The sequence below is a fragment of the Noviherbaspirillum aerium genome (assembly GCF_008929045.1).
Lineage (GTDB): Bacteria > Pseudomonadota > Gammaproteobacteria > Burkholderiales > Burkholderiaceae_D > Noviherbaspirillum > Noviherbaspirillum aerium.
This window is the reverse complement of the sequence record NZ_VFAH01000003.1, coordinates 352,962-371,677: the sequence shown is the minus strand read 5'-3', so window position 1 is coordinate 371,677 and position 18,716 is coordinate 352,962. Positions and strand designations below refer to the sequence as shown.

Below are 18,716 nucleotides of genomic sequence, written 5' to 3'. Positions count from 1 at the left end.
CGCCGGTACCGGAAGCTGCAGTCTTGCTGCATGCCATCCATCTTTTATCGACCCTTCTTCGCGGCCCATCATGCATTCCTTCCAACCCGAGTCCTTTGCCGGCTTGACTCCCGACATCGTCATTGCCGCGCTGGAAGAATGCGGCTTTTATTCCGATGGCCGCCTGCTGGCGCTCAACAGCTATGAGAACCGGGTCTACCAGGTCGGCATGGAAGAGGGGCCGCCGCTGGTCGTGAAGTTCTATCGCCCGCGCCGCTGGAGCGATGAGGCGATCCTCGAGGAGCATGGCTTCGTCGATGCGCTGGCCGGGCAGGAGATTCCGGTGGTGCCGGCACTCAGTCTGGGGACGCAGGGCACGCTGCGCGAACATGCGGGCTTTCGCTACGCGGTATTTCCCCGGCACGGCGGCCGGGCGCCGGAACTGGACGACAGCCGGACCCTGGAATGGCTGGGCCGTTTCATCGGCCGCATCCATGCGGTCGGCGCCGCGCAGGCCTACGCCCACCGGCCTGTGCTCGATCCGGCTTCCTTCGGCGAAACGCCGTACCGGTATCTGCTGGAGCAGGGCTTCATTCCGAACGATCTCGTGGAAGCGTATCGAAGCGTCGTCCGCCAGGCGCTGGAAGGCGTGCAGCGCTGCTATGAGCGTGCCGGGGAGGTCGGCATGCTGCGCCTGCACGGGGACTGCCACGTGGGCAATGTGCTCTGGACCGATGCCGGTCCGCATTTCGTCGACTTCGACGACAGCCGCACCGGACCGGCGATCCAGGATCTGTGGATGCTGCTTTCGGGCGAGCGCCAGGACATGGTGCGGCAATTGTCGGATCTGCTTGCCGGCTATGAAGACTTCTGCGAATTCAACGAGCGCGAACTGCATCTGATCGAAGCCCTGCGCACCCTGCGGCTGATCCATTATTCCGCGTGGCTGGCCAGCCGCTGGCATGATCCGGCATTTCCGGCCGCCTTCCCCTGGTTCAATACCCAGCGCTACTGGCAGGACCGCGTGCTGGAATTGCGCGAACAGGTTGCGCTGATGCAGGAACCGCCGCTCTGGCCGCTGTAGGCTGCAGGCTGCAGGCGCCGGATCAGACCTTCTGGCCGGCGGCCGCCAGCCGGTCGAGGTTCTCGATGATCCTGTCCATGGACGGATCGCTGTTGGCGATCAGCACCGCGCGCTCGATCGCATCGTCGCGCGCGCTTTTGGCGAAGTAGTTCAGCAGGTAATCGGCATTTTCCACGCCCGGCACGCCGCGCGTGTCATCCCTGGCCAGCTTGCGCACGTACCACACCGCATAGCCGTTGGACTCTTCGCTGCAATAAACCTCGGCGGAATGATAGGGGCCGAGCGGGTGCTCGTCCGGATCGGTGTGCCAGACCACCTTGCGCCACAAATGATTTTTCTTTGATTCCGGAATGGTGTGCATGGGTTTCTCCCTTCAGCCGCTTCTGGCGCGTCATCCCGCGAACACGCGCGTAACTGCGTAGCGAAGCTTAATGGTTTTCAGCCGGTTCAGACCGGACTTCTGTCAATTCTCTTGGTCAGGATGATGGAGGTCGATGTCTGCCGCACGCCGTCGATCGCGCCCACCTGGTCGAGCAGGCGGTCGAGTTCGCCGGTGGACTGGCAGCGCAGGGTAAGCATGTAATCGACCGGGCCGCTGACGGCGCACAGGGTTTCCACCTCCGGCATCTTCTGCAGCAGTTTGACTAGGTTGGCCGCCTTGCCCGGATCGACCGCGATGCCGACATAGGCGCGCACCGCCGGCTGGTACAGCTCCTGATTCAGGCGCACGCCGTAGCCGGCGATCACGCCGCGTTTTTCCAGGCCGGCGATGCGGGCGATCGCGGTGGTGCGCGCGATATCGACCTTCTTCGCAATGGTTGCCACCGGCATGCGCGCATCATCCATCAGCAGCGCAAGAATCCTGTTGTCGATGTCGTCCAGCACGGGCTTCATGTCGTTTTGTCTCGCCGTTTCGTCATTCTGTCGCGCAATCATACAATGTGACGACGCTTTGCTCTCTATTTTCTGACAGTCAAGGGACTTACACTTTTTGCATCGTCATCGCGGCAGCCATGCTGCGATGGACGGACAAGAGGCATCGACAAGACCAGAAAGAAAAGAGGGCAACATGAAAACCAAAGTCATTCTCCTCGGCGCCGGCAAGATCGGCGACGCCATCCTCAACCTCCTGTCCCATAGCGGCGATTACCGCCTCACCGTGGCCGACCGCGACCCGGAGCGCCTGGCCCATGTGCAGGCGATGCAGTTTCCCGACGTGACGACGGTGCAGGCCGACATCGCGGACGGCGGCGCGGTGGCGAAGCTGATCGACGGCCATGAGGTGGCGCTCTCCGCCTGCCCCTATTTCCTGACGCCGGTGATCGCCGGCGCGGCGAAGAAGGCGGGCGCCCATTATTTCGACCTGACCGAAGACGTGGAAAGCACCCGCGTCGTCAAGCAGCTGGCGGAAGATGCGGCCACTGCCTTCGTGCCGCAGTGCGGCCTGGCGCCGGGCTTCATTTCCATCGTCGCCAACGACGTCGCCAGCCGCTTCGACACCCTGCGCGATGTCAACATGCGCGTCGGCGCCTTGCCGACCTTTCCCAGCAATGCGCTGAAATACAACCTGACATGGAGCACCGACGGCCTCATCAATGAATACTGCAATCCCTGCGAAGCCATTGTCGACGGCCATCTGCGCGAAGTCTCGCCGCTGGAGGAAGTCGAGCATTTCTCGCTCGACGGCATCGACTATGAAGCCTTCAACACCTCCGGCGGACTCGGCACGCTGTGCGAGAGCCTGGCCGGCCGGGTGCGGAACCTGAACTACAAGACGGTGCGCTATCCGGGGCATCGCGACATCGTCAAAATGCTGGTGCGCGATCTGCAGCTCGGGCTGCTGGAGCGCCGGCCCATCCTCAAGGAAGTGCTGGAAACCGCCATTCCCATCACCAGGCAGGATGTGGTGCTGGTGTTTGCCAGCGTCTGCGGCATGCGCGAGGGCCGGCTGGAGCAGGAAACCTATGCAAGGAAAATCTACAGCCAGGAAGTCAACCGCCATCTGCTGTCGGCCATCCAGATCACCACCGCGGCCGGCATCTGCACCATGGTCGACCTGATGCTGCAGGGCCGGCTGCCGAAGCGCGGCCTGGTGCGGCAGGAACAGGCTAGACTGCAAGACTTCGTGGACAACCGTTTCGGCCGCTTTTACGCGGCATGAGGAGAACAGCGATGGAGACAATCAAGGATGTGCTCGCCAGCCTGGGCGTCGGACTGGAAAGCTACCAGGGCGAGGATCTGCACGGCAGGTCGCCGATCGACGGCGCCATGATGGCCAGCCTGCGTGCCGACATGCCGCGGGAAACCGAAGACAAGATCGCGCGTGCGCATGCCGCCTTTCTGCAATGGCGCAACGTTCCGGCGCCGCGCCGCGGCGAACTGGTGCGCCTGCTTGGCGAGGAACTGCGCGCGAACAAGGAAGCGCTGGGCCGGCTGGTGACGATGGAAGCCGGCAAGATCCTGCAGGAAGGCCTGGGCGAGGTGCAGGAAATGATCGACATCTGCGACTTCGCCGTCGGGCTGTCGCGGCAGCTGTACGGCCTCACCATCGCATCCGAGCGTCCGGGCCACAGGATGATGGAAACCTGGCATCCGCTCGGCGTGGTGGGCGTGATCTCGGCATTCAACTTTCCGGTGGCGGTATGGTCGTGGAATGCGGCGCTGGCCTTCGTCTGCGGCAACAGCGTGGTGTGGAAGCCATCAGAAAAAACGCCGCTCACCGCCATCGCGGTGCAGGCCCTGTTTGAAAGAGCGGCGGCGCGTTTCGGTAGCGACGCGCCGGCCGGCCTGTCGGCGCTGATCATCGGCGGGCGGGACGCCGGAGAGATGCTGGCGGACGACAGCCGCGTGCCGCTCGTCAGCGCCACCGGCAGCACCCGCATGGGGCGCGCGGTGGCCGAGCGCTGCGCGCGCCGCATGGCCCGCTCGCTGCTCGAACTCGGCGGCAACAATGCCATGATCGTCGCTCCCAGCGCCGACCTGGAACTGGCGACGCGCGCCATCGTGTTTTCGGCGGTGGGCACGGCGGGGCAACGCTGCACCACGCTGCGCCGGCTGTTCGTGCACGACAGCGCCTACGACACCCTGGTGCCGCGCCTGAAGAAAGTGTATGAAACCCTGGCCATCGGCAATCCGCTGGAAAAGGGCACGCTGGTCGGCCCGCTGATCGACGCGGCGGCGCATGAGGCAATGCGTCAGGCGCTGGACGCGGCGCGCGCCGAAGGCGGAAAGGTGCATGGCGGGAACCGGGTGCAGGTGGCCGGCTGCGAGGGCGGCCATTACGTGATGCCGGCACTGGTGGAAATGCCGGAACAGACCAGCGTGATGCATCATGAAACCTTCGCGCCGATTCTCTACGTCGCCCGCTACCAGTCGCTGGAACAGGCCATCGCCTGGAACAATGCGGTGCCGCAGGGCCTGTCGTCGAGCATCTTCACCACCGACATCCGCGAAGCCGAAATCTTCATGTCCGCCTCCGGCAGCGACTGCGGCATCGCCAATGTCAACATCGGCCCCAGCGGCGCCGAGATCGGCGGCGCTTTCGGTGGCGAAAAGGAAACCGGCGGCGGGCGCGAATCGGGGTCGGATGCATGGAGGGCCTACATGCGGCGCGCGACCAATACGGTGAACTACAGCCACGCCTTGCCGCTGGCGCAGGGAATCAGCTTTGATATTTGAAGGAGCAAGCCATCCGCACCGGCAAGCTTGTTGAAAACTTCCCGAGGCATCGCAAGGAGGCTGTTGAAAATCCTTTCTGCCGACGGCATTTTTACTTCGTTTCCGGCGAAGCAAAAGCAGGCGGCTTGCCGGAGCCAGACCCGGCAAGCCGCCACGGAGAAAGCAAGATCCGGGATATCTCTGGACAACTGTCCTTTGTGCAAGCACGGAGGCCTGCACTATCACGATGGGGAACGCTCGGGAAGCTCGGGAACGTTCACAAACATGTTCCCGGTCAACACCCGGAAATGCGCCGACGACACATCACCGCCGAACAAGTACACTATCTCCAACGGCCCCTCCCGGAGACCCTCATGTTCATCGTCAGGCCCGTACAGACATCGGACATCCCGGCACTGGAAACCCTCGCCACGGCAACCACCCCCGGCGTGCACACCCTGCCGCGCACGCGCAAGTCCATCGAAAAGGCGGTTGAGCGCTCGCTTGCGTCATTCGCCCGCCAGCCCGAGATGCCGACCGATGAATCCTATTATTTCGTGCTCGAAGCCGACGACGGATCGCTCGCCGGCACCGCATCGATCTCGGCCACGGCCGGCGCCAGCGGCAACTTCTTCGCCTTCCGCAACGACGTGCTGAACCAGGTCTCGCGAGACCTCAACATCAGCCACAGCGTGCATGCGCTTACCCTCTGTTCGGACCTCACCAGCCATTCGCAGCTCTCCAGCTTCTATCTGCGCAACCGAGGCAATGCCGGCGACGAAGCCGCCTTGCTGTCGCGCTCGCGCCTGCTGTTTGCGGCCGCCGCGCCGCAGCGCTTCAGCGACAAGTTCTTTGCGTCCATGTCCGGCATCACCGATGCCGAGGGCCGGTCGCCGTTCTGGGAAGCGCTGGGGCGCAAGTTCTTCCAGATGGATTTCCTGGAAGCCGAGCGCCTGATCGAAGGCGCGCGCAACCGCACCCTGATCGTCGAACTGATGCCGCATTACCCGGTCTATGTGCCTTTGCTGCCGGCCGAGGCGCAGGCGGCGATGGGAGAGGTGCATCCGGAGGGTGCGCTGCCGTTCCGCATCCTGTCGAAGGAGGGCTTCGCGCAGGATGAATATATCGACATCTTCGACGGCGCGCCGGTGCTGCGTGCGCACAAGCTTGCGCTGCGCTCCTTCTCCGAGTCCGTCGAATGCACCGCCGCCGCCGGCAATGCCGGTGCGGATGCCGGGATCTGCCTGGTGGCGACGCGGCGCGACGAGCGGTTCCGCGCCGTTCTCGCCCGCTGCAGCCTGCCGGCCGCGCCCGGTCCCGTCGCGCTGCCCGCCGACGCCATGCGCCGCCTCGACATCATCGACGGCGATCCCATCCTGTGCGTGACTTTATGAGGCCGCCCATGCTAGTCGTACGCGCCATCAGGGAACAGGATCTGGACGGCTTGCTGGCATTGGCCATGCAGGTCGGCCCCGGCATGACGACGCTCAAGCCGGACCGCAAGTCGCTGGGCCGGCGGGTCGAGATCGCCTGCGCCTCCTTCGCCGAACAGATCCCGCCGCCGCAGCGCGATTATGTGTTCGTGATGGAGGAGGCCGGATCGAACCGCCTGGTCGGCGTCTGCGCCATCAAGGGCGCGGTCGGCCTGGATGAACCGTTCTACAACTACCGGCTCGGCACGCTGGTCCACTCCAGCAATGAACTCAAGGTCTTTTCGCGCATGCAGACGCTGTACCTGTCGAACGACCTGACCGGCTGCGCCGAACTGTGCTCGCTGTTCCTGCATCCGGATTACCGCAGCGGCAGCAACGGCAAGCTGCTGTCGAAATCGCGTTTCCTGTTCATCGCCCAGTTCCCGCATCTCTTCACGGAAAAGCTGATCGCCGAAATGCGCGGCTTCCAGCGCGCCGACGGCACCTCGCCCTTCTGGGACAGTCTCGGCCGGCATTTCTTCAAAATGGATTTCAACCGCGCCGACGACCTCACCAGCCTCGGCCAGAAATCCTTCATCGCCGAGCTCATGCCCAAGCATCCGCTGTATGTGGCCTACCTGCCGCCGGAAGCGCAGGAAGTGATCGGCAAGACCCATGTCGATACCGCGCCGGCGCGGCGCCTGCTGGAACAGGAGGGCATGCACTACGAAGGCTATGTCGATATCTTCGATGCCGGCCCGGTGCTGCAGGCGCGCGTGATCGAACTTCGCGCCTTGCGCGAAAGCGAGCTGGCAAGCGTCGATGCGATTGGCGATGCCGGCGCCGGCAATGCGGGCGCAAGCGACCAGCCCTTCCTGCTGGCGGGCACGTCGATGGCGAATTTCCGCGTAATTGTTGCGAACGTCGAACCGGAACAGGGCCGCATCGGCCTGTCCGGGGAGCATCGGCATCTGCTTGCCATTGGCGAAGGCGATGCCGTGCGCACGATGGCGCTCAACCCGAAGAAGGTGTCTCATGCATAGTCATTATCTGAACGGCCAATGGATGGCCGGAGGAGGGCCGCCGCTGAAGGTGACCGACCCCGCCACCGGCGAAGTGATCTGGACCGGCGCCGAAGCCGCGGCCGAAGAGGTCGATGCCGCCTGCCGCGCGGCGCGCGCCGCCTTCGAACACTGGGCATCGACTCCGCTGGATGAGCGTATTGCCGTCTGCCGGCGTTTCCGCGACCTGCTGAAGGAGCAGGCGGAAGCGCTGGCAGTCCTGATTTCGCGGGAAGTCGGCAAGCCGTTGTGGGAGGCGCGCACGGAAGTCGCGAGCATGGCCGGCAAGATCGATATCTCGGTGCAGGCCCACGGCGAGCGCACCGGCGAAAGCATGAACGCGGTGGCTGACGGCACGGCGGTATTGCGGCATCGGCCGCACGGTGTATTCGGCGTGTTCGGGCCCTACAACTTTCCCTGCCATTTGCCCAACGGCCATATCGTGCCGGCGCTGATCGCCGGCAACACGGTGGTCTTCAAGCCGAGCGAATATGCGCCGCAGACCGCAATGCTGACCGTGCGGCTATGGAACGAGGCCGGTCTGCCGCCGGGGGGGCTGAACCTGGTCAACGGCGGCCGCGACACCGGCGCGGCGCTCTCGCGCAACGAGGAACTCGACGGCATCCTCTTTACCGGCAGCTACCAGACCGGCGCGCTGCTGCATCGCCAGTTCGCCGGCCGGCCGGGCAAGATGCTGGCGCTGGAGATGGGAGGCAACAATCCTCTCGTTGCGTGGGATGTCGAACAGATCGATGCCGCCGTCCATCATGCGATCTTTTCCGCATTCGTCAGCGCCGGCCAGCGCTGCACCTGCGCGCGCCGCCTGGTCATCGAGGACTCGGCGCGCGGCCAGGCCATGCTTGAGCGGCTGGTGGACGTGGCCGGAAAGATCGCGGTAGGCCGCTATGACGCGACGCCGGCACCCTTCATGGGGCCGGTCGTATCCGCACGCACCGCCGAACGCCTGTTGCAGGCACAGGCCGATCTGGCCGCTCGCGGCGGCAGGAGCCTGCTCGGGATGCGTTCATTGCAGCAGGGAACCGGATTTCTCAGCCCCGGCATCATCGATGTGACGCAAGCGGCGGAGGTGCCGGACGAGGAATGGTTCGGTCCCTTGCTGCAAGTCATCCGCGTGCAGGACTTCGACGAGGCGATACGCGCCGCCAATGCGACGCAGTACGGCCTTGCCGCCGGACTGCTCAGCGAAAACGCATCATTGTGGCCGCGCTTCCAGGCACGAATGCGCGCCGGCATTGTCAACTGGAACCGGCCCACCACCGGCGCCGCCAGCACGGCGCCGTTCGGCGGCGTCGGTCATTCCGGCAATCACCGGCCGAGCGCCTATTACGCCGCCGACTATTGCGCCTATCCGGTGGCATCCATCGAGAACAGCCGCCTGGAATTGCCGAAGCAGCTGTCTCCCGGCCTGCTGTTCTGACCAGGACCATACCGGGGCCATGCCATGACCATGCAAGGATCAACATGAACAATGCACGCGAATTCAATTTCGATGGGCTGGTCGGTCCATCGCACAATTATGCCGGGCTGTCCTTCGGCAACGTTGCCTCCTTCAGCAATGTCAAGAGCGCATCCAACCCGAGGGAAGCGGCGCTGCAGGGGCTGGCCAAGATGCGTGCGCTGGCCGCGCGCGGCTTCGCGCAAGCCTTGCTGCCGCCGCAGATGCGGCCCAACTTCCGCCTGCTGCGCAGCATAGGCTTCGGCGGCAGCGATGCCGACGTGATCAGCCGCGCCTACAAGGACGCGCCCGTCATCCTGGCCAGTGCCTACTCGGCATCGCCGATGTGGACCGCCAATGCCGCCACGGTCAGCCCTTCCGCCGACACCGCCGACGGCCGCACGCATTTCACCGTGGCCAACCTGAACAACAAGCTGCATCGCTCCTACGAGCATCTGCAGACCGCGCGCACCCTGCGCGCGATATTCGGCGACGAGCGGCATTTCTCGGTGCATGATGCGCTGCCGTCGACGCCGGCCTTCGGCGATGAAGGCGCAGCCAACCATACCCGGCTGTGCGCAAGTCATGGCAGCCGCGGCGTTGAAATGTTCGTCTACGGACGCGTCGAATTCGATGCCGATGCGCCCGCGCCTCGGCATTACCCGGCCCGGCAGACGCTGGAGGCGAGCCAGGCGGTCGCCCGCCTGCACGGTCTGGAAATGCGGCGCACGATTTTCGCGCAACAGGCGCCGGACACCATCGACCAGGGCGTATTCCATAACGACGTGATCGCGGTCGGCACCGGCGATGTGCTGTTCTACCACCAGCGCGCTTTCCTCGATGAGCAGGGAACGCTGCACCGGCTGCGCCGCGCGCTGGAAGGCGTGCATGCCGAGCTGCGCGCGGTGCGTGTCGACGCGGCGGAAGTCTCGGTCCCGGATGCGGTATCGAGCTACCTGTTCAACAGCCAGCTGCTGGACAAGCCCGATGGCCGCATGGCGCTGGTCGTGCCGCAGGAATGCCATGAGCATCCCGCCGTGTCGCGCTATCTTCAATCGCTGGTCAACAGCGGCGGGCCGATCGATGAACTGATCAGCTTCGACCTGCGCCAGAGCATGCGCAACGGCGGCGGCCCGGCCTGCCTGCGCCTGCGGGTGGCGCTGACGGAGCAGGAGGCGGGCGCCATGCATCAGGGCGTGGTGATGACGGAAGCACTGCATGCCCGCCTGGTGAACTGGGTGGAAAAGCATTACCGCGACCGCCTGAGCCCGGCCGATCTCGCCGATCCGGCGCTGGCCGTCGAGGTGCAGACGGCGCTGGATGAACTGAGCGGCATTCTCGGTTTGCCCGGCTTGTATGCTTTCTGAAGGCGGAACCGGATCCATGACGGACAATTACGCAGACCGCCCCGACGAGTGCAGCGCCTCTGCGATGGTGGAAGCGCTGGCGGCCGGCGATGTGTCCGCGTTGGCGGGACCCTTCGTCAACGCAGGATTCGCGGTACGGCTGCCCGGGCCCGGCATGCTGCAGCTATCTCAACCTGCAGCGGCACCGGCACGCATGCGGCTGCTGCTGTCGGTTGGCATGCATGGCGATGAAACGGCGCCGATAGAAATTGTCGGGCGGTTGTTGCAGGAGCTTGTACAGGCGCCGCACCGGCTTGCGCTGGACTTGATGCTGGTGGTCGGCAACATGGCGGCGATTGCCGCCGGCAAGCGTTTCATCGATGCCGACCTCAACCGCATGTTCAGGGCGGAGCGCGGTGATCTGGAAGGCACTGCGGAAGCGCTTCGCGCCGACGCCATCATGCACGCGACGGCGGCATTTCTCGGTGAAGAAGACAGCGCAGGCAGCGAAGGAAAGTGGCATCTCGACCTGCATACCGCGATCCGGCCATCGCATTATCCCGCCTTCGCGGTCGTTCCCGACAGCATCGCTGCAGACGCCAAGCGCTCCCTGCTCGGTTGCCTCGGCGCCGCCGGGATCGAGGCCGCGATACTCAATCCGGCATCGGCCGGCACCTACAGCGCCTATACCGCCGAGCGCTTCGGCGCGGCGGCGGCGACGGTGGAACTGGGACAGGTCGGCGCCATCGGCCGCAACGATCTTGGCCGCTTCACTGCGGCGTCCGATGCGATTGCGCATTTCCTCATGTCGGGCATGCCGCCTTCCGGCCCTCTGCCGGCTGTGTTCCGCGTCACGCAGCAACTGGTCAAGCACAGTCCCGCATTTCGCATGGCCTTCGACAGGACCACCTGGAATTTCACCGAGATGCAGCCCGGCGACCTGATTGCCGACGATGGCGACGTGATCTATCGCGTCGGCAGCGAAGCGGAGTATGTGGTGTTCCCCAATCCCGATGTGCGGCCCGGCTTGCGCGCGGGGCTGATGGTCGTCAGGAGCACGCTCTAGCGATGCGCCTTCACACCGACCTGTTCACACATGTCCAGCACCGGACAGGTCGAGCAATGCGGCCGGTTGCCGGTGCAGACATGCTTGCCGAAGGGCACCAGCAGGCGGTTGATTTCTATCCAGTATTCGCGTGGAAGCTGCGCTTCGAGCGCCAGCAGGGCTTTCTCCGGCGTGGAGGCCTTCACATAACCCCAGCGCCCGGTCACGCGATGCACATGCACATCCACGCTGATGAAGGGTTCGCCGCAGGCGATGCCGAGGACGAGATTGGCGCACTTGGGTCCGACGCCGGCGAACGACAGCAGCACTTCCCGTTCGCAGGGCAGGTTGCCGCCGAACTCATCCCGCACGCGCTGCGCGATGGCCAGCATTTGCGCGGCCTTGCGTTCATGGAAGGTGCTCGGACTGATCAGCGCATCGAGTTCTTCATAAGTCAGTTCGCACAGCCCGGCAGGGGTGCGGGCACGCTCGAACAGCTTGCGCGAGACGGGCAGGGTCACTTCATCGAAGGTCCGGATGGAAATGATGCAGGCCAACAGCTGCTCGAAAGCGGAGGTGAATCCCTCTTCGGCCAGTTGAAACAGCGCCGCTTTCGGCCAGGGTCGGACGGCAGTCCGGAGACGCGTGACAGCCACGCTGATGTCAAAGGGTTTTTTCTCCATGGCGCCGGCCTCCATTCCGAAGATCATGACAGGATCAAGGAAGCCGGCATTCTTAGCGTTTCATATCCTTCCCGCGCTGCAGGCACTGACCGACTGCATCCATTACCTTCATCGCATTGAAAGGCTTGACGACAAAACCCGCCGCGCCGGCTTCCACCGACTTTTGGACATTCTCCAGCGTCGGAAGTGCGCTGACCATGATGATGCCGGTATCCGGCGCCTGTTCGCTGAGCTTGCGCGCCGCCTCGTGCCCCGACAGCCTGGGCATGTCGATGTCGAGAAAGGCGATATCCGGCCGGTGCAGCAGGCAGAGTTCGACCGCCTTTTCGCCGTCGCGGGCTTCGCCGAGCACGCTGAAGCCCTGTTCGCGCAGGAGCAGCCGCAAGACGCTGCAGGTCATGTTGTCGTCATCGGCAATGACGATCTTCACGTCGTTCACCGGCGCCATGGCATTCATCCCTTCAAGAGCTGGATTTTTGCGTCGACACGCTGGTATTCCGCTTCTATCCCGATAATGCGCTCGCCGAAGCCGCCGGGTGCGCCGCCCTTAACCGCATTCTCCAAATCCCGGCACAGGGCCGACAGCGCGGTCGCGCCGATCGAGGCGCTGCTGCCGCCGAGCGCATGCGCCACCCTGGCCAGTTGCGCATGGTCGCCTGCCGCATGGGCATCGCGCATTGCGGCGATGCGCGGCGGACTGTCATGGCGATAGAGTGCCGCAAGCTCGGCGAAGTCGGCGCCGAACATGTCCCGCACCGTTTCCAGTTCGTCGGCTGTCACGGCCTCGGGAGCTTCCGCAGCCAGGGGGCGCGGCATCCAGCGCGCCAGCATGTCCTTCAGTGTCTGCGGCCGTATCGGCTTCGACAGGAAATCATTCATGCCGGCCGCCGCGCACTTGTCGCGCTCTTCCTGCGTCGTGCATGCGGTGAGCGCAATGACAGGCACATGCTTGGCGGAGCCGTCGAGCCGGCGGATAAGGGCGGTAGCCTGGAAACCGTCGAGCAGCGGCATGTCGCAATCCATCAGGATCAGATCGTAGGCCTTGTCGCGCTGCATGCCGACCGCTTGCTGGCCATCGCATGCGACATCAGGGCGGCAACCCAGCTTTTCCAGCATGCGGATTGCCACCTGCTGGTTGACCGGGTTGTCGTCCGCCAACAGCACCCGCTGTCCTTCGAAAGTGTGGCCGGGATGCGCTGCGGGCATGCCGGATTCGTTCAAGCGCGATATCGGGCCGTGCGCCGGTACAAGGCCGGCAAGCTTGAGCGCCGCCTGCATCAGCATCGTAGCGGTCATGGCCGGCGTGATGACGGCGTCGACTCCCGCATGGCGGAGCCGGTCGGTGCCGCCGGCGCCGTTCGAGAGCAGGCCGATACCGGCTCGGGCGTAGTGCGGCTCGCTGCGTACGGCGCTGCACAGGGTATCGGCATCAATGCCTTGCACGGACGAAGCGAGCAGCAGGAATGCATATGGTGCGCCTTCCGATGCGGCCTGGCGCAGTGCATGCATCGCCGATGCGATGCCGTCCGCATGATCGATGCGCACGCCGGCCTGTGCGAGAGGCGCCAGGGTGGCGTCCCAGCTGCCGGCCTGTTCCTCCATGACGAGGACGCGCAGGCCGGCAACGGTGCTGGCGGCATGCGGAAGATCGAGCAGCAGGCGGAAGTTCGCGCCCAGCCGGGGAGCGCTGTCGACGCTGACGCTGCCGCCCATCAGGCGCGCGAGACGCACGCACAAGGCAAGTTCAACCGCATTCTTGCCATGCACCTTGAGTGCCGCCATGCCGGTGCTCAATGGCAGGTTGAGCGCGGTCGCCAGCTGTTCGCCGGCTTCGGAAGGGCCGCTTGCATGAACCGCCATGCGCAGTTTGCCGAGACCGCCGTCCACGCGCATTTCATGGCTGACCGCGATATCGCCGTGGTCGGCGACGCGAATGGCGGTGTTGACCAGGATGCCGACCACCTGCCGCAGGCGAACCGGGTCGCCAACCAGCAAAGCCGTCTCCGGATAGCGCACGCTCAGGCGCAAGCCTCGCTCGGCCGCTGCCGCCCGCTTGTCCTCGCAGGCGGCGTGCAATACCGGCAGCAGATCGAAAGGAGTGCGCGTCAGGCTGAACTGGTTCGACTCCAGCAGCGACAGATCGACGATCCGCTCGATGACTTCCAGCAGGGTGTCGACGCTGTTCTGCGCAACGCGGGCATACTCGTGCTGGGCATCGGTAAGGTCGGTCTCCAGCAGCAGTTCCAGCATGCCGACGATGCCGTTCATCGAGGTGCGGATATCGTGGTTCATGTCGGCCAGCAGGCTGCCCATCGCCATTGTGGTGAGATCGCCGCCTGCGGCAGTGGAGGGCGATGTCCTGTTATCGGTTTGCATGGGTGCTGGCCTTTCCTGCGTCTTCTTCGGGTTGAATGCTGGACAAATGTTGCATGAATGTAAATGCCGTGCGAGGCAAGCGGTCTAATGTAATACGATTTCCAGTCCCTGTCCGTCCCACATATTGGGGAAGTGGCCCGGCTTCCTTCACCTGTTCGGCGGCTGTTTTCTTTCCCGCGCAAGGATAATGCATGGTATGAAATTCCGGCCGGCAAACCGAACAATAATGCGCCGGAATCGGCCATCGTGCGGGAGCAAACCAATGGATAACAATCAGGCATGGCGCAACAGACTTCACTCCGCGGAAGCGGGGCTGGAGGAGGCCGACCGCGGGAGCGCAGTCGAAACAGCCGCGGCAGGCACGGCAGCCGAGGAAGAAGGCCTCGGACGCAATGCCGGCGTCGACCTGAAAGCCATCCGCGAGGCGATTGCCCGTGTCGAGGCCGAGGCCCGCGCCACCGTCGCCGCCGAAAACCGCGCCAATGCGGAAGCCCGCGTGCGCGCCCTGGCCGAAGAAAAGGCGCGCCTCGATGCCGCCGCCGCCGCCGAAGCCTACCGCAATGCCCGGGCGGCGGAAGAAGCGATTCAAGCCAGCCGCGCCCGTCTTGAAGCCGAACAGCAGGCACGTGAAGCCGGAGAGGCACGCGTCGCAGCCATCCAGCGCGAGACCGAAGAGTTGCGCGCCCGCGCTGAAACCGAAGCGCAAGCCGCCCGCGTTGCCGATGAACGGGCCCGCGCCGAGCAGGCCGCCCGCGAGCGCGCGGCCGAACATGTCGCTACCCAGACCGAGATTGCCGCCCGCACCGCGGCGGTGGCGGAAGAGCTTGCCCAGGAAACCGAACTCGCTCGCTGGCAGGCCGCGCAGCGCATCGCCGCCACCGAAGCGGCGCGCCAGGAAGCCGAGGCCCGTGCGCGCGCCGATGCTCGCATCGTCGCGCTGGCGCGCGAGCAGGAACGCCGCGAGAAGGAAGCCCGCCAGGCGGCCGAATCGCTGGCCCAGGCGCGCAGCGAGGCGCTGGACGCGACACGCCAGCGCGAACTGGCCGAATCCATGGCATTGCAGGCCGCGCTCAGCCGCGGGCCGGCGGAAGTGCGCGCCCGCGAAGAAGCCCGCGCCCGCGCGCTGGTGGAGCAGGAAAGCGAAGCCGCCGCCCAGGCCCGCATCGAATTCGAGCGCAAGGCGGCCGAAGCCATGCAGGCCCGCCTGCTGGCGGAATCCGAGATGCGCGATACCGCGGCCCGCCGCGAGCACGCCGAAGCCAGTGCCGCGGCCGCGGCGCAGGCAAGGCGCGAGGCGGAGGAGCGTATCCTGGCTGCCACCGAATCGCGCATCCGTGCGGAACGGGAGCTGCAGCAGCTGGCAATGAGCCGCGCCGAAGCCGAACACCGGGCCGACCTGCAGGCGCGGCGGCGGGCCGAGGCCGAAAGCCGCGCCGCCGAGGAGGCGGGCGAGCGGGCGCAGCTGGAACAGGCGATGGAAGACGCCGCCAGGCGGCGCGGCGACGAAGAGCAGCGTGCCCGTGCCTTGGCCGAACGCCGGCTGGAACTCGAGCGCGTTGCAGCCAGGATGGCAGGAGAAAAGGCGGTCTCCGAGCAGCAGGCCTATGAACGCGCGGCGGAGCATGCCGAGCTGCAGCGCCAGGCCGCTGAAACGGCGGCCCGCAAAGCCCATGAAGCGATGCAGCATGCGCGTGCCGAACGCGAGCGCGCGGAAGCCGAGCAGCAGGCGGTTGACGCCCTGCAGGCAAGGATGCGCGCCGAGGAAGAAGCGGCCGCCGCAGCACATGCGCGCGCTGAGGCGGAGCAGCAGCACGCCAGCCTGCTGCGCATGCAGGAACAGACCGAGCAGGCCCGGCGTGCCGCAAAGGAAGAGGAGATTGCCGCCGGCAAGCTGGCCCTGGCCAAGGCAATTGAAAGCGCCGATGCCCAGCGCCAGGCTGCCGCCGCGGCGGTTCAGCAGGCTCGCGAAGCGGTCGAGCTTGCCAAACTGGAGCGTCAGCGTGCAAGTGATGAAGAGCAGGCGCTTGCCGCTCTCCGCCAGAAGGCGGAAGTGGAAAGGAACAAGGCGCTTGCTGCCCGCGAGGCGCTGGAAGCGGCACGGGAAAAGCTGGCGGCAGAGCAGGCCGCGTTCGCCCAGGCCCGGCAGCGCGCCGAAGCCGATCGCCAGCAGGCCGCGGCGCTGAAGGTACAGGAAGAACTCGACCGTGCGGCCGAGGCCGCGGCAACTGCGCAAGCGACGGCGCTGCATCATGCCAATCAGCAGTCCAGGGCAGCCGTGGAACTCAGGCGCAAGGCGGCGCTTGCCGCGCTGCTTAAGGCCAGGGAAGCCACCGAGGCGGCCCGTGCCGAACGCGAACGCGTCGAAGCGGAGCAGCAGGCGCTGCATGCCGCGCAGGAAAAGCGCGAGGCGGAAGATCGTCTTCGCGCCGAAATGGATGCCCGTCTCCATGCCGAACAGGAGCAGACGCAGCTGCTTCAGGAAAGGCAGGCGCGGGAACAGATCTCGCGCGAGGCATGGGAAGTCAGGTGCGAAGCCGAAAAGCTGGCGCTTGAACAGGCTGCGCTGCATGCCGCCGCCGAACGTGCAGCCGCCGATGCTGCCGAGGCCCGTGCTCGCGAAGCCGTCGAACTCGCGCGCGTCGAACAGGCTCGCGCCGCAGCGGAGCAGCAGGCGCTGGAGGCGGTGCGCAATACCCTGGACGCCGAGCGGACGGCGCATGCCGAAGCCGACATGCGCGCCCGCGCCGAAGAAGAGCGGGCCGACGCCATTCGCATGCGCGAGCAATCCGAACGCTCGGCGCGCCAGGCGGCCGAAGCCCGGCTCGCCGCCGAAAGGCAGCTGGCGCAACAGGCTGCCGAACGGGCCGAACTGGAGCGCAAGGCGGCGCATGCGGCGCTGGCAAAAGTGCGCGAGGCCATGGAACTGGCCAGGGTCGAAAAGGAGCGGGTCGCCGCGGAACAGGCAGCGCTTGCAGCCATCCAGGAAAAGCTGGCGGCGGAAAAGACGCTGCGCGATGAAAGCGAGGCGCGTATCCGTTCGGAGCGCGAGCTGGCGACTCTGCTGGCGGAGCGGGAAGCCGCGGAGCGTTCGGCCCGTCTGGCGAAGCAGGATCAGGCTGCAGCGGAAAAGATCGCCCTGGAGAATTCGGCGCAGCACGCCGAGGCGCAGCGCAGGGCTGCGGAGTTGTCGCGCGCCAGGGCCGAACAGGCGGTAGCTCTCGCCATGGCCGAGCAGCAGCATGCCGAGGCAGAACGCCAGTCACTGGAAGCGCTGCAGGAAAAAGTCGCGTCGGAACAAGCGGCAAGCCGCGAGGCCCGGCAGCGCGCCGACGCTGAACGCGGCATGACCCTCATGCAGCAGCAGCGGGCCGCTGCGGAGCGCGACATGCGTACCGCCGACGAAGCCAGATGCATGGCTGAAAAGGCATTGTTCGACAAGACGGCGGAACAGGCGGAACTCCATCGCCAGGCCGCCTCGCTTGCGATTGCCCGTGCGCGCGAAGCAGTCACGCTGGCAGCGGCAGCGCGCCGGCGCGTAGCGGCGGAGGAAAAGACACTCGCTGCGCTAAGGCAGAAGCTCAAGCTGGAACAGGAGCGCACCGCGGCCGAACAGCAGGCGCTCGCGGACATCGACGCCAGGCTGGAATCGGAAAGCCGGACGCATGCCGATGCGCAGGATTGCGCGCGCTTTGCCGCCGAGCAGGCGAGCATCACGCGTGCCCGTGAAGAAACTGCGCGCCAGGCGCGCCTGGCCGCCGAAGCCCGTCTTGCCGCGGAAAAGCGGTTCCTGGAAGCTTCGGTCGAACAGGTACGCCTCAACAAGGAGGCCGCCGACGCCGCCGAAGCCAAAGCGCGCGGGATGATCGAACTGGCACGGTCCGACAGTGCGCGTGCCAAGGCGGAGCAGGAGGCGCTGGCTGCCATCCAGGAGCGGATGCAGTCCGACAGCATTGCCTGCGAACACGCGGAACAGCGCGCCGTCGCGGAACGTGAAGCCGCCGAACTGGCCATGCAGCGCATGAAGGCGGAAGCCGAGGCGCGTACCGCCGAAGAACTGCAGGCGGCGGCCGAACAGCGTGCGCTGGAAGCGGCCCGCAGCCGCAAGGCGTGCGCCGAGAGCGCCGCAAGCGCAGCCGACGACCGCCGCCGCAGCTGCGATCAGGAACGCGACGCTGCACAGGCGGCCGCCAAGGCCTTGCTCGATCGCCTTTCGGCCGACGCCAGCCAGCTGGGCGACTGGAGACGCCGTGCCGAAGCGGTGCTCGCCGATTCGCCGGTCCCGGCCCGAGGGGGACTGCTTGTTCGCCGCCCCGTGGTTGCGCTGATGAGCGGCGTCGCCTTTGTCGTGGGCGTGGCAGCTTCCGCATGGTTCATCCATGATGCAGGTACCGCCGGTGCCGCCGGTGCCGCCGGTGCCGCCGGCGAACGTACCGAGGTCTCATCCGTCACTCCAGGCCCCGCAGTCGACGAACACGGCGGCATGCTCATGCCAGCGGGCATGCGCATGACTTTTCAGCTTGCCGAGGATGCAAGCGCGGAGCGTTGAATCCCTCAAAATACCTCAAGGGTCCCGCGGCATGCTGCACGGATGCGGCATTGTCCTGCACAATGGCGCTT

The 18,716-nt window shown here is 65.8% G+C and carries 14 protein-coding genes; 9 read left to right on the top strand and 5 right to left on the bottom strand.

What is annotated here, in order from left to right:
• Positions 1 to 70: 70 nt before the first annotated feature.
• Positions 71 to 1,063 carry a serine/threonine protein kinase gene (locus FH061_RS07520; protein ID WP_151634563.1) on the top strand — a complete coding sequence of 331 codons (993 nt, stop codon included), beginning with the start codon at positions 71 to 73 and terminating at the stop codon, positions 1,061 to 1,063.
• Positions 1,064 to 1,085: 22 nt separating this feature from the next.
• On the opposite strand, the gene FH061_RS07515 is transcribed toward FH061_RS07520, so the two are convergent.
• Positions 1,086 to 1,424: a hypothetical protein gene (locus FH061_RS07515; protein WP_151634561.1), complete on the bottom strand. Its 339-nt coding sequence runs from the start codon at positions 1,422 to 1,424 to the stop codon at positions 1,086 to 1,088.
• 86 nt (positions 1,425 to 1,510) lie between these two features.
• Positions 1,511 to 1,957, bottom strand: a complete 447-nt coding sequence (locus FH061_RS07510) for an Lrp/AsnC family transcriptional regulator (RefSeq protein WP_151634559.1) — start codon at positions 1,955 to 1,957, stop codon at positions 1,511 to 1,513.
• A gap of 175 nt (positions 1,958 to 2,132) precedes the next feature.
• On the opposite strand from FH061_RS07510, the gene FH061_RS07505 reads away from it, so the two are divergent.
• From FH061_RS07505 to FH061_RS07475, 7 genes are all read left to right on the top strand, one after another.
• On the top strand, positions 2,133 to 3,224 hold the full coding sequence (locus tag FH061_RS07505) for a saccharopine dehydrogenase family protein (protein WP_151634557.1): 1,092 nt from the start codon (positions 2,133 to 2,135) through the stop codon (positions 3,222 to 3,224).
• Positions 3,225 to 3,235: 11 nt separating this feature from the next.
• A complete protein-coding gene (amaB, locus tag FH061_RS07500) occupies positions 3,236 to 4,741 on the top strand; it encodes an L-piperidine-6-carboxylate dehydrogenase (RefSeq protein ID WP_151634555.1) in 1,506 nt (501 codons plus the stop codon).
• 353 nt (positions 4,742 to 5,094) lie between these two features.
• On the top strand, positions 5,095 to 6,114 hold the full coding sequence (locus FH061_RS07495) for an arginine N-succinyltransferase (RefSeq protein ID WP_151634553.1): 1,020 nt from the start codon (positions 5,095 to 5,097) through the stop codon (positions 6,112 to 6,114).
• 8 nt (positions 6,115 to 6,122) lie between these two features.
• Positions 6,123 to 7,175, top strand: a complete 1,053-nt coding sequence (astA, locus tag FH061_RS07490) for an arginine N-succinyltransferase (RefSeq protein ID WP_151634552.1) — start codon at positions 6,123 to 6,125, stop codon at positions 7,173 to 7,175.
• Positions 7,168 to 8,631 carry a succinylglutamate-semialdehyde dehydrogenase gene (gene astD / locus FH061_RS07485; RefSeq protein ID WP_151634550.1) on the top strand — a complete coding sequence of 488 codons (1,464 nt, stop codon included), beginning with the start codon at positions 7,168 to 7,170 and terminating at the stop codon, positions 8,629 to 8,631. Before astA ends, astD begins: the two co-directional genes overlap by 8 nt.
• 44 nt (positions 8,632 to 8,675) lie before the next feature.
• Positions 8,676 to 10,016 (top strand): N-succinylarginine dihydrolase, encoded by a 1,341-nt coding sequence (astB, locus tag FH061_RS07480; protein ID WP_151634548.1) that lies wholly within the window; start codon positions 8,676 to 8,678, stop codon positions 10,014 to 10,016.
• A gap of 16 nt (positions 10,017 to 10,032) precedes the next feature.
• Positions 10,033 to 11,061, top strand: coding sequence for a succinylglutamate desuccinylase (locus FH061_RS07475; protein ID WP_225984522.1), 1,029 nt, complete (start codon positions 10,033 to 10,035; stop codon positions 11,059 to 11,061).
• Here the strand turns inward: FH061_RS07475 and FH061_RS07470 are convergent.
• The 3 genes from FH061_RS07470 to FH061_RS07460 are packed head-to-tail and all read right to left on the bottom strand — an operon-like array spanning position 11,058 to position 14,099.
• Positions 11,058 to 11,723, bottom strand: coding sequence for an endonuclease III domain-containing protein (locus tag FH061_RS07470; RefSeq protein ID WP_151634546.1), 666 nt, complete (start codon positions 11,721 to 11,723; stop codon positions 11,058 to 11,060). The genes FH061_RS07475 and FH061_RS07470 overlap by 4 nt on opposite strands.
• A 52-nt stretch (positions 11,724 to 11,775) precedes the next feature.
• The gene (locus FH061_RS07465) at positions 11,776 to 12,171 is read right to left on the bottom strand and encodes a response regulator transcription factor (protein ID WP_192804953.1); all 396 of its coding nucleotides are present in this window, start codon (positions 12,169 to 12,171) and stop codon (positions 11,776 to 11,778) included.
• 5 nt (positions 12,172 to 12,176) lie between these two features.
• The gene (locus FH061_RS07460; protein WP_151634542.1) at positions 12,177 to 14,099 is read right to left on the bottom strand and encodes a response regulator; all 1,923 of its coding nucleotides are present in this window, start codon (positions 14,097 to 14,099) and stop codon (positions 12,177 to 12,179) included.
• Between the two features lie 262 nt (positions 14,100 to 14,361).
• On the opposite strand from FH061_RS07460, the gene FH061_RS07455 reads away from it, so the two are divergent.
• Positions 14,362 to 18,645, top strand: a complete 4,284-nt coding sequence (locus FH061_RS07455) for a hypothetical protein (RefSeq protein ID WP_151634540.1) — start codon at positions 14,362 to 14,364, stop codon at positions 18,643 to 18,645.
• Positions 18,646 to 18,716: the final 71 nt, after the last annotated feature.

Coding starts and splice junctions, on each gene's coding strand:
- FH061_RS07495 (WP_151634553.1), top strand. CDS start 5,095: ATGTTCATCGTCAGGCCCGTACAGACATCGGACATCCCGGCACTGGAA.
- FH061_RS07455 (WP_151634540.1), top strand. CDS start 14,362: ATGGATAACAATCAGGCATGGCGCAACAGACTTCACTCCGCGGAAGCG.
- FH061_RS07515 (WP_151634561.1), bottom strand. CDS start 1,424: ATGCACACCATTCCGGAATCAAAGAAAAATCATTTGTGGCGCAAGGTG.
- FH061_RS07465 (WP_192804953.1), bottom strand. CDS start 12,171: ATGGCGCCGGTGAACGACGTGAAGATCGTCATTGCCGATGACGACAAC.
- astD (WP_151634550.1), top strand. CDS start 7,168: ATGCATAGTCATTATCTGAACGGCCAATGGATGGCCGGAGGAGGGCCG.
- amaB (WP_151634555.1), top strand. CDS start 3,236: ATGGAGACAATCAAGGATGTGCTCGCCAGCCTGGGCGTCGGACTGGAA.
- FH061_RS07460 (WP_151634542.1), bottom strand. CDS start 14,099: ATGCAAACCGATAACAGGACATCGCCCTCCACTGCCGCAGGCGGCGAT.
- FH061_RS07510 (WP_151634559.1), bottom strand. CDS start 1,957: ATGAAGCCCGTGCTGGACGACATCGACAACAGGATTCTTGCGCTGCTG.
- FH061_RS07505 (WP_151634557.1), top strand. CDS start 2,133: ATGAAAACCAAAGTCATTCTCCTCGGCGCCGGCAAGATCGGCGACGCC.
- FH061_RS07475 (WP_225984522.1), top strand. CDS start 10,033: ATGACGGACAATTACGCAGACCGCCCCGACGAGTGCAGCGCCTCTGCG.
- astB (WP_151634548.1), top strand. CDS start 8,676: ATGAACAATGCACGCGAATTCAATTTCGATGGGCTGGTCGGTCCATCG.
- FH061_RS07470 (WP_151634546.1), bottom strand. CDS start 11,723: ATGGAGAAAAAACCCTTTGACATCAGCGTGGCTGTCACGCGTCTCCGG.
- FH061_RS07520 (WP_151634563.1), top strand. CDS start 71: ATGCATTCCTTCCAACCCGAGTCCTTTGCCGGCTTGACTCCCGACATC.
- astA (WP_151634552.1), top strand. CDS start 6,123: ATGCTAGTCGTACGCGCCATCAGGGAACAGGATCTGGACGGCTTGCTG.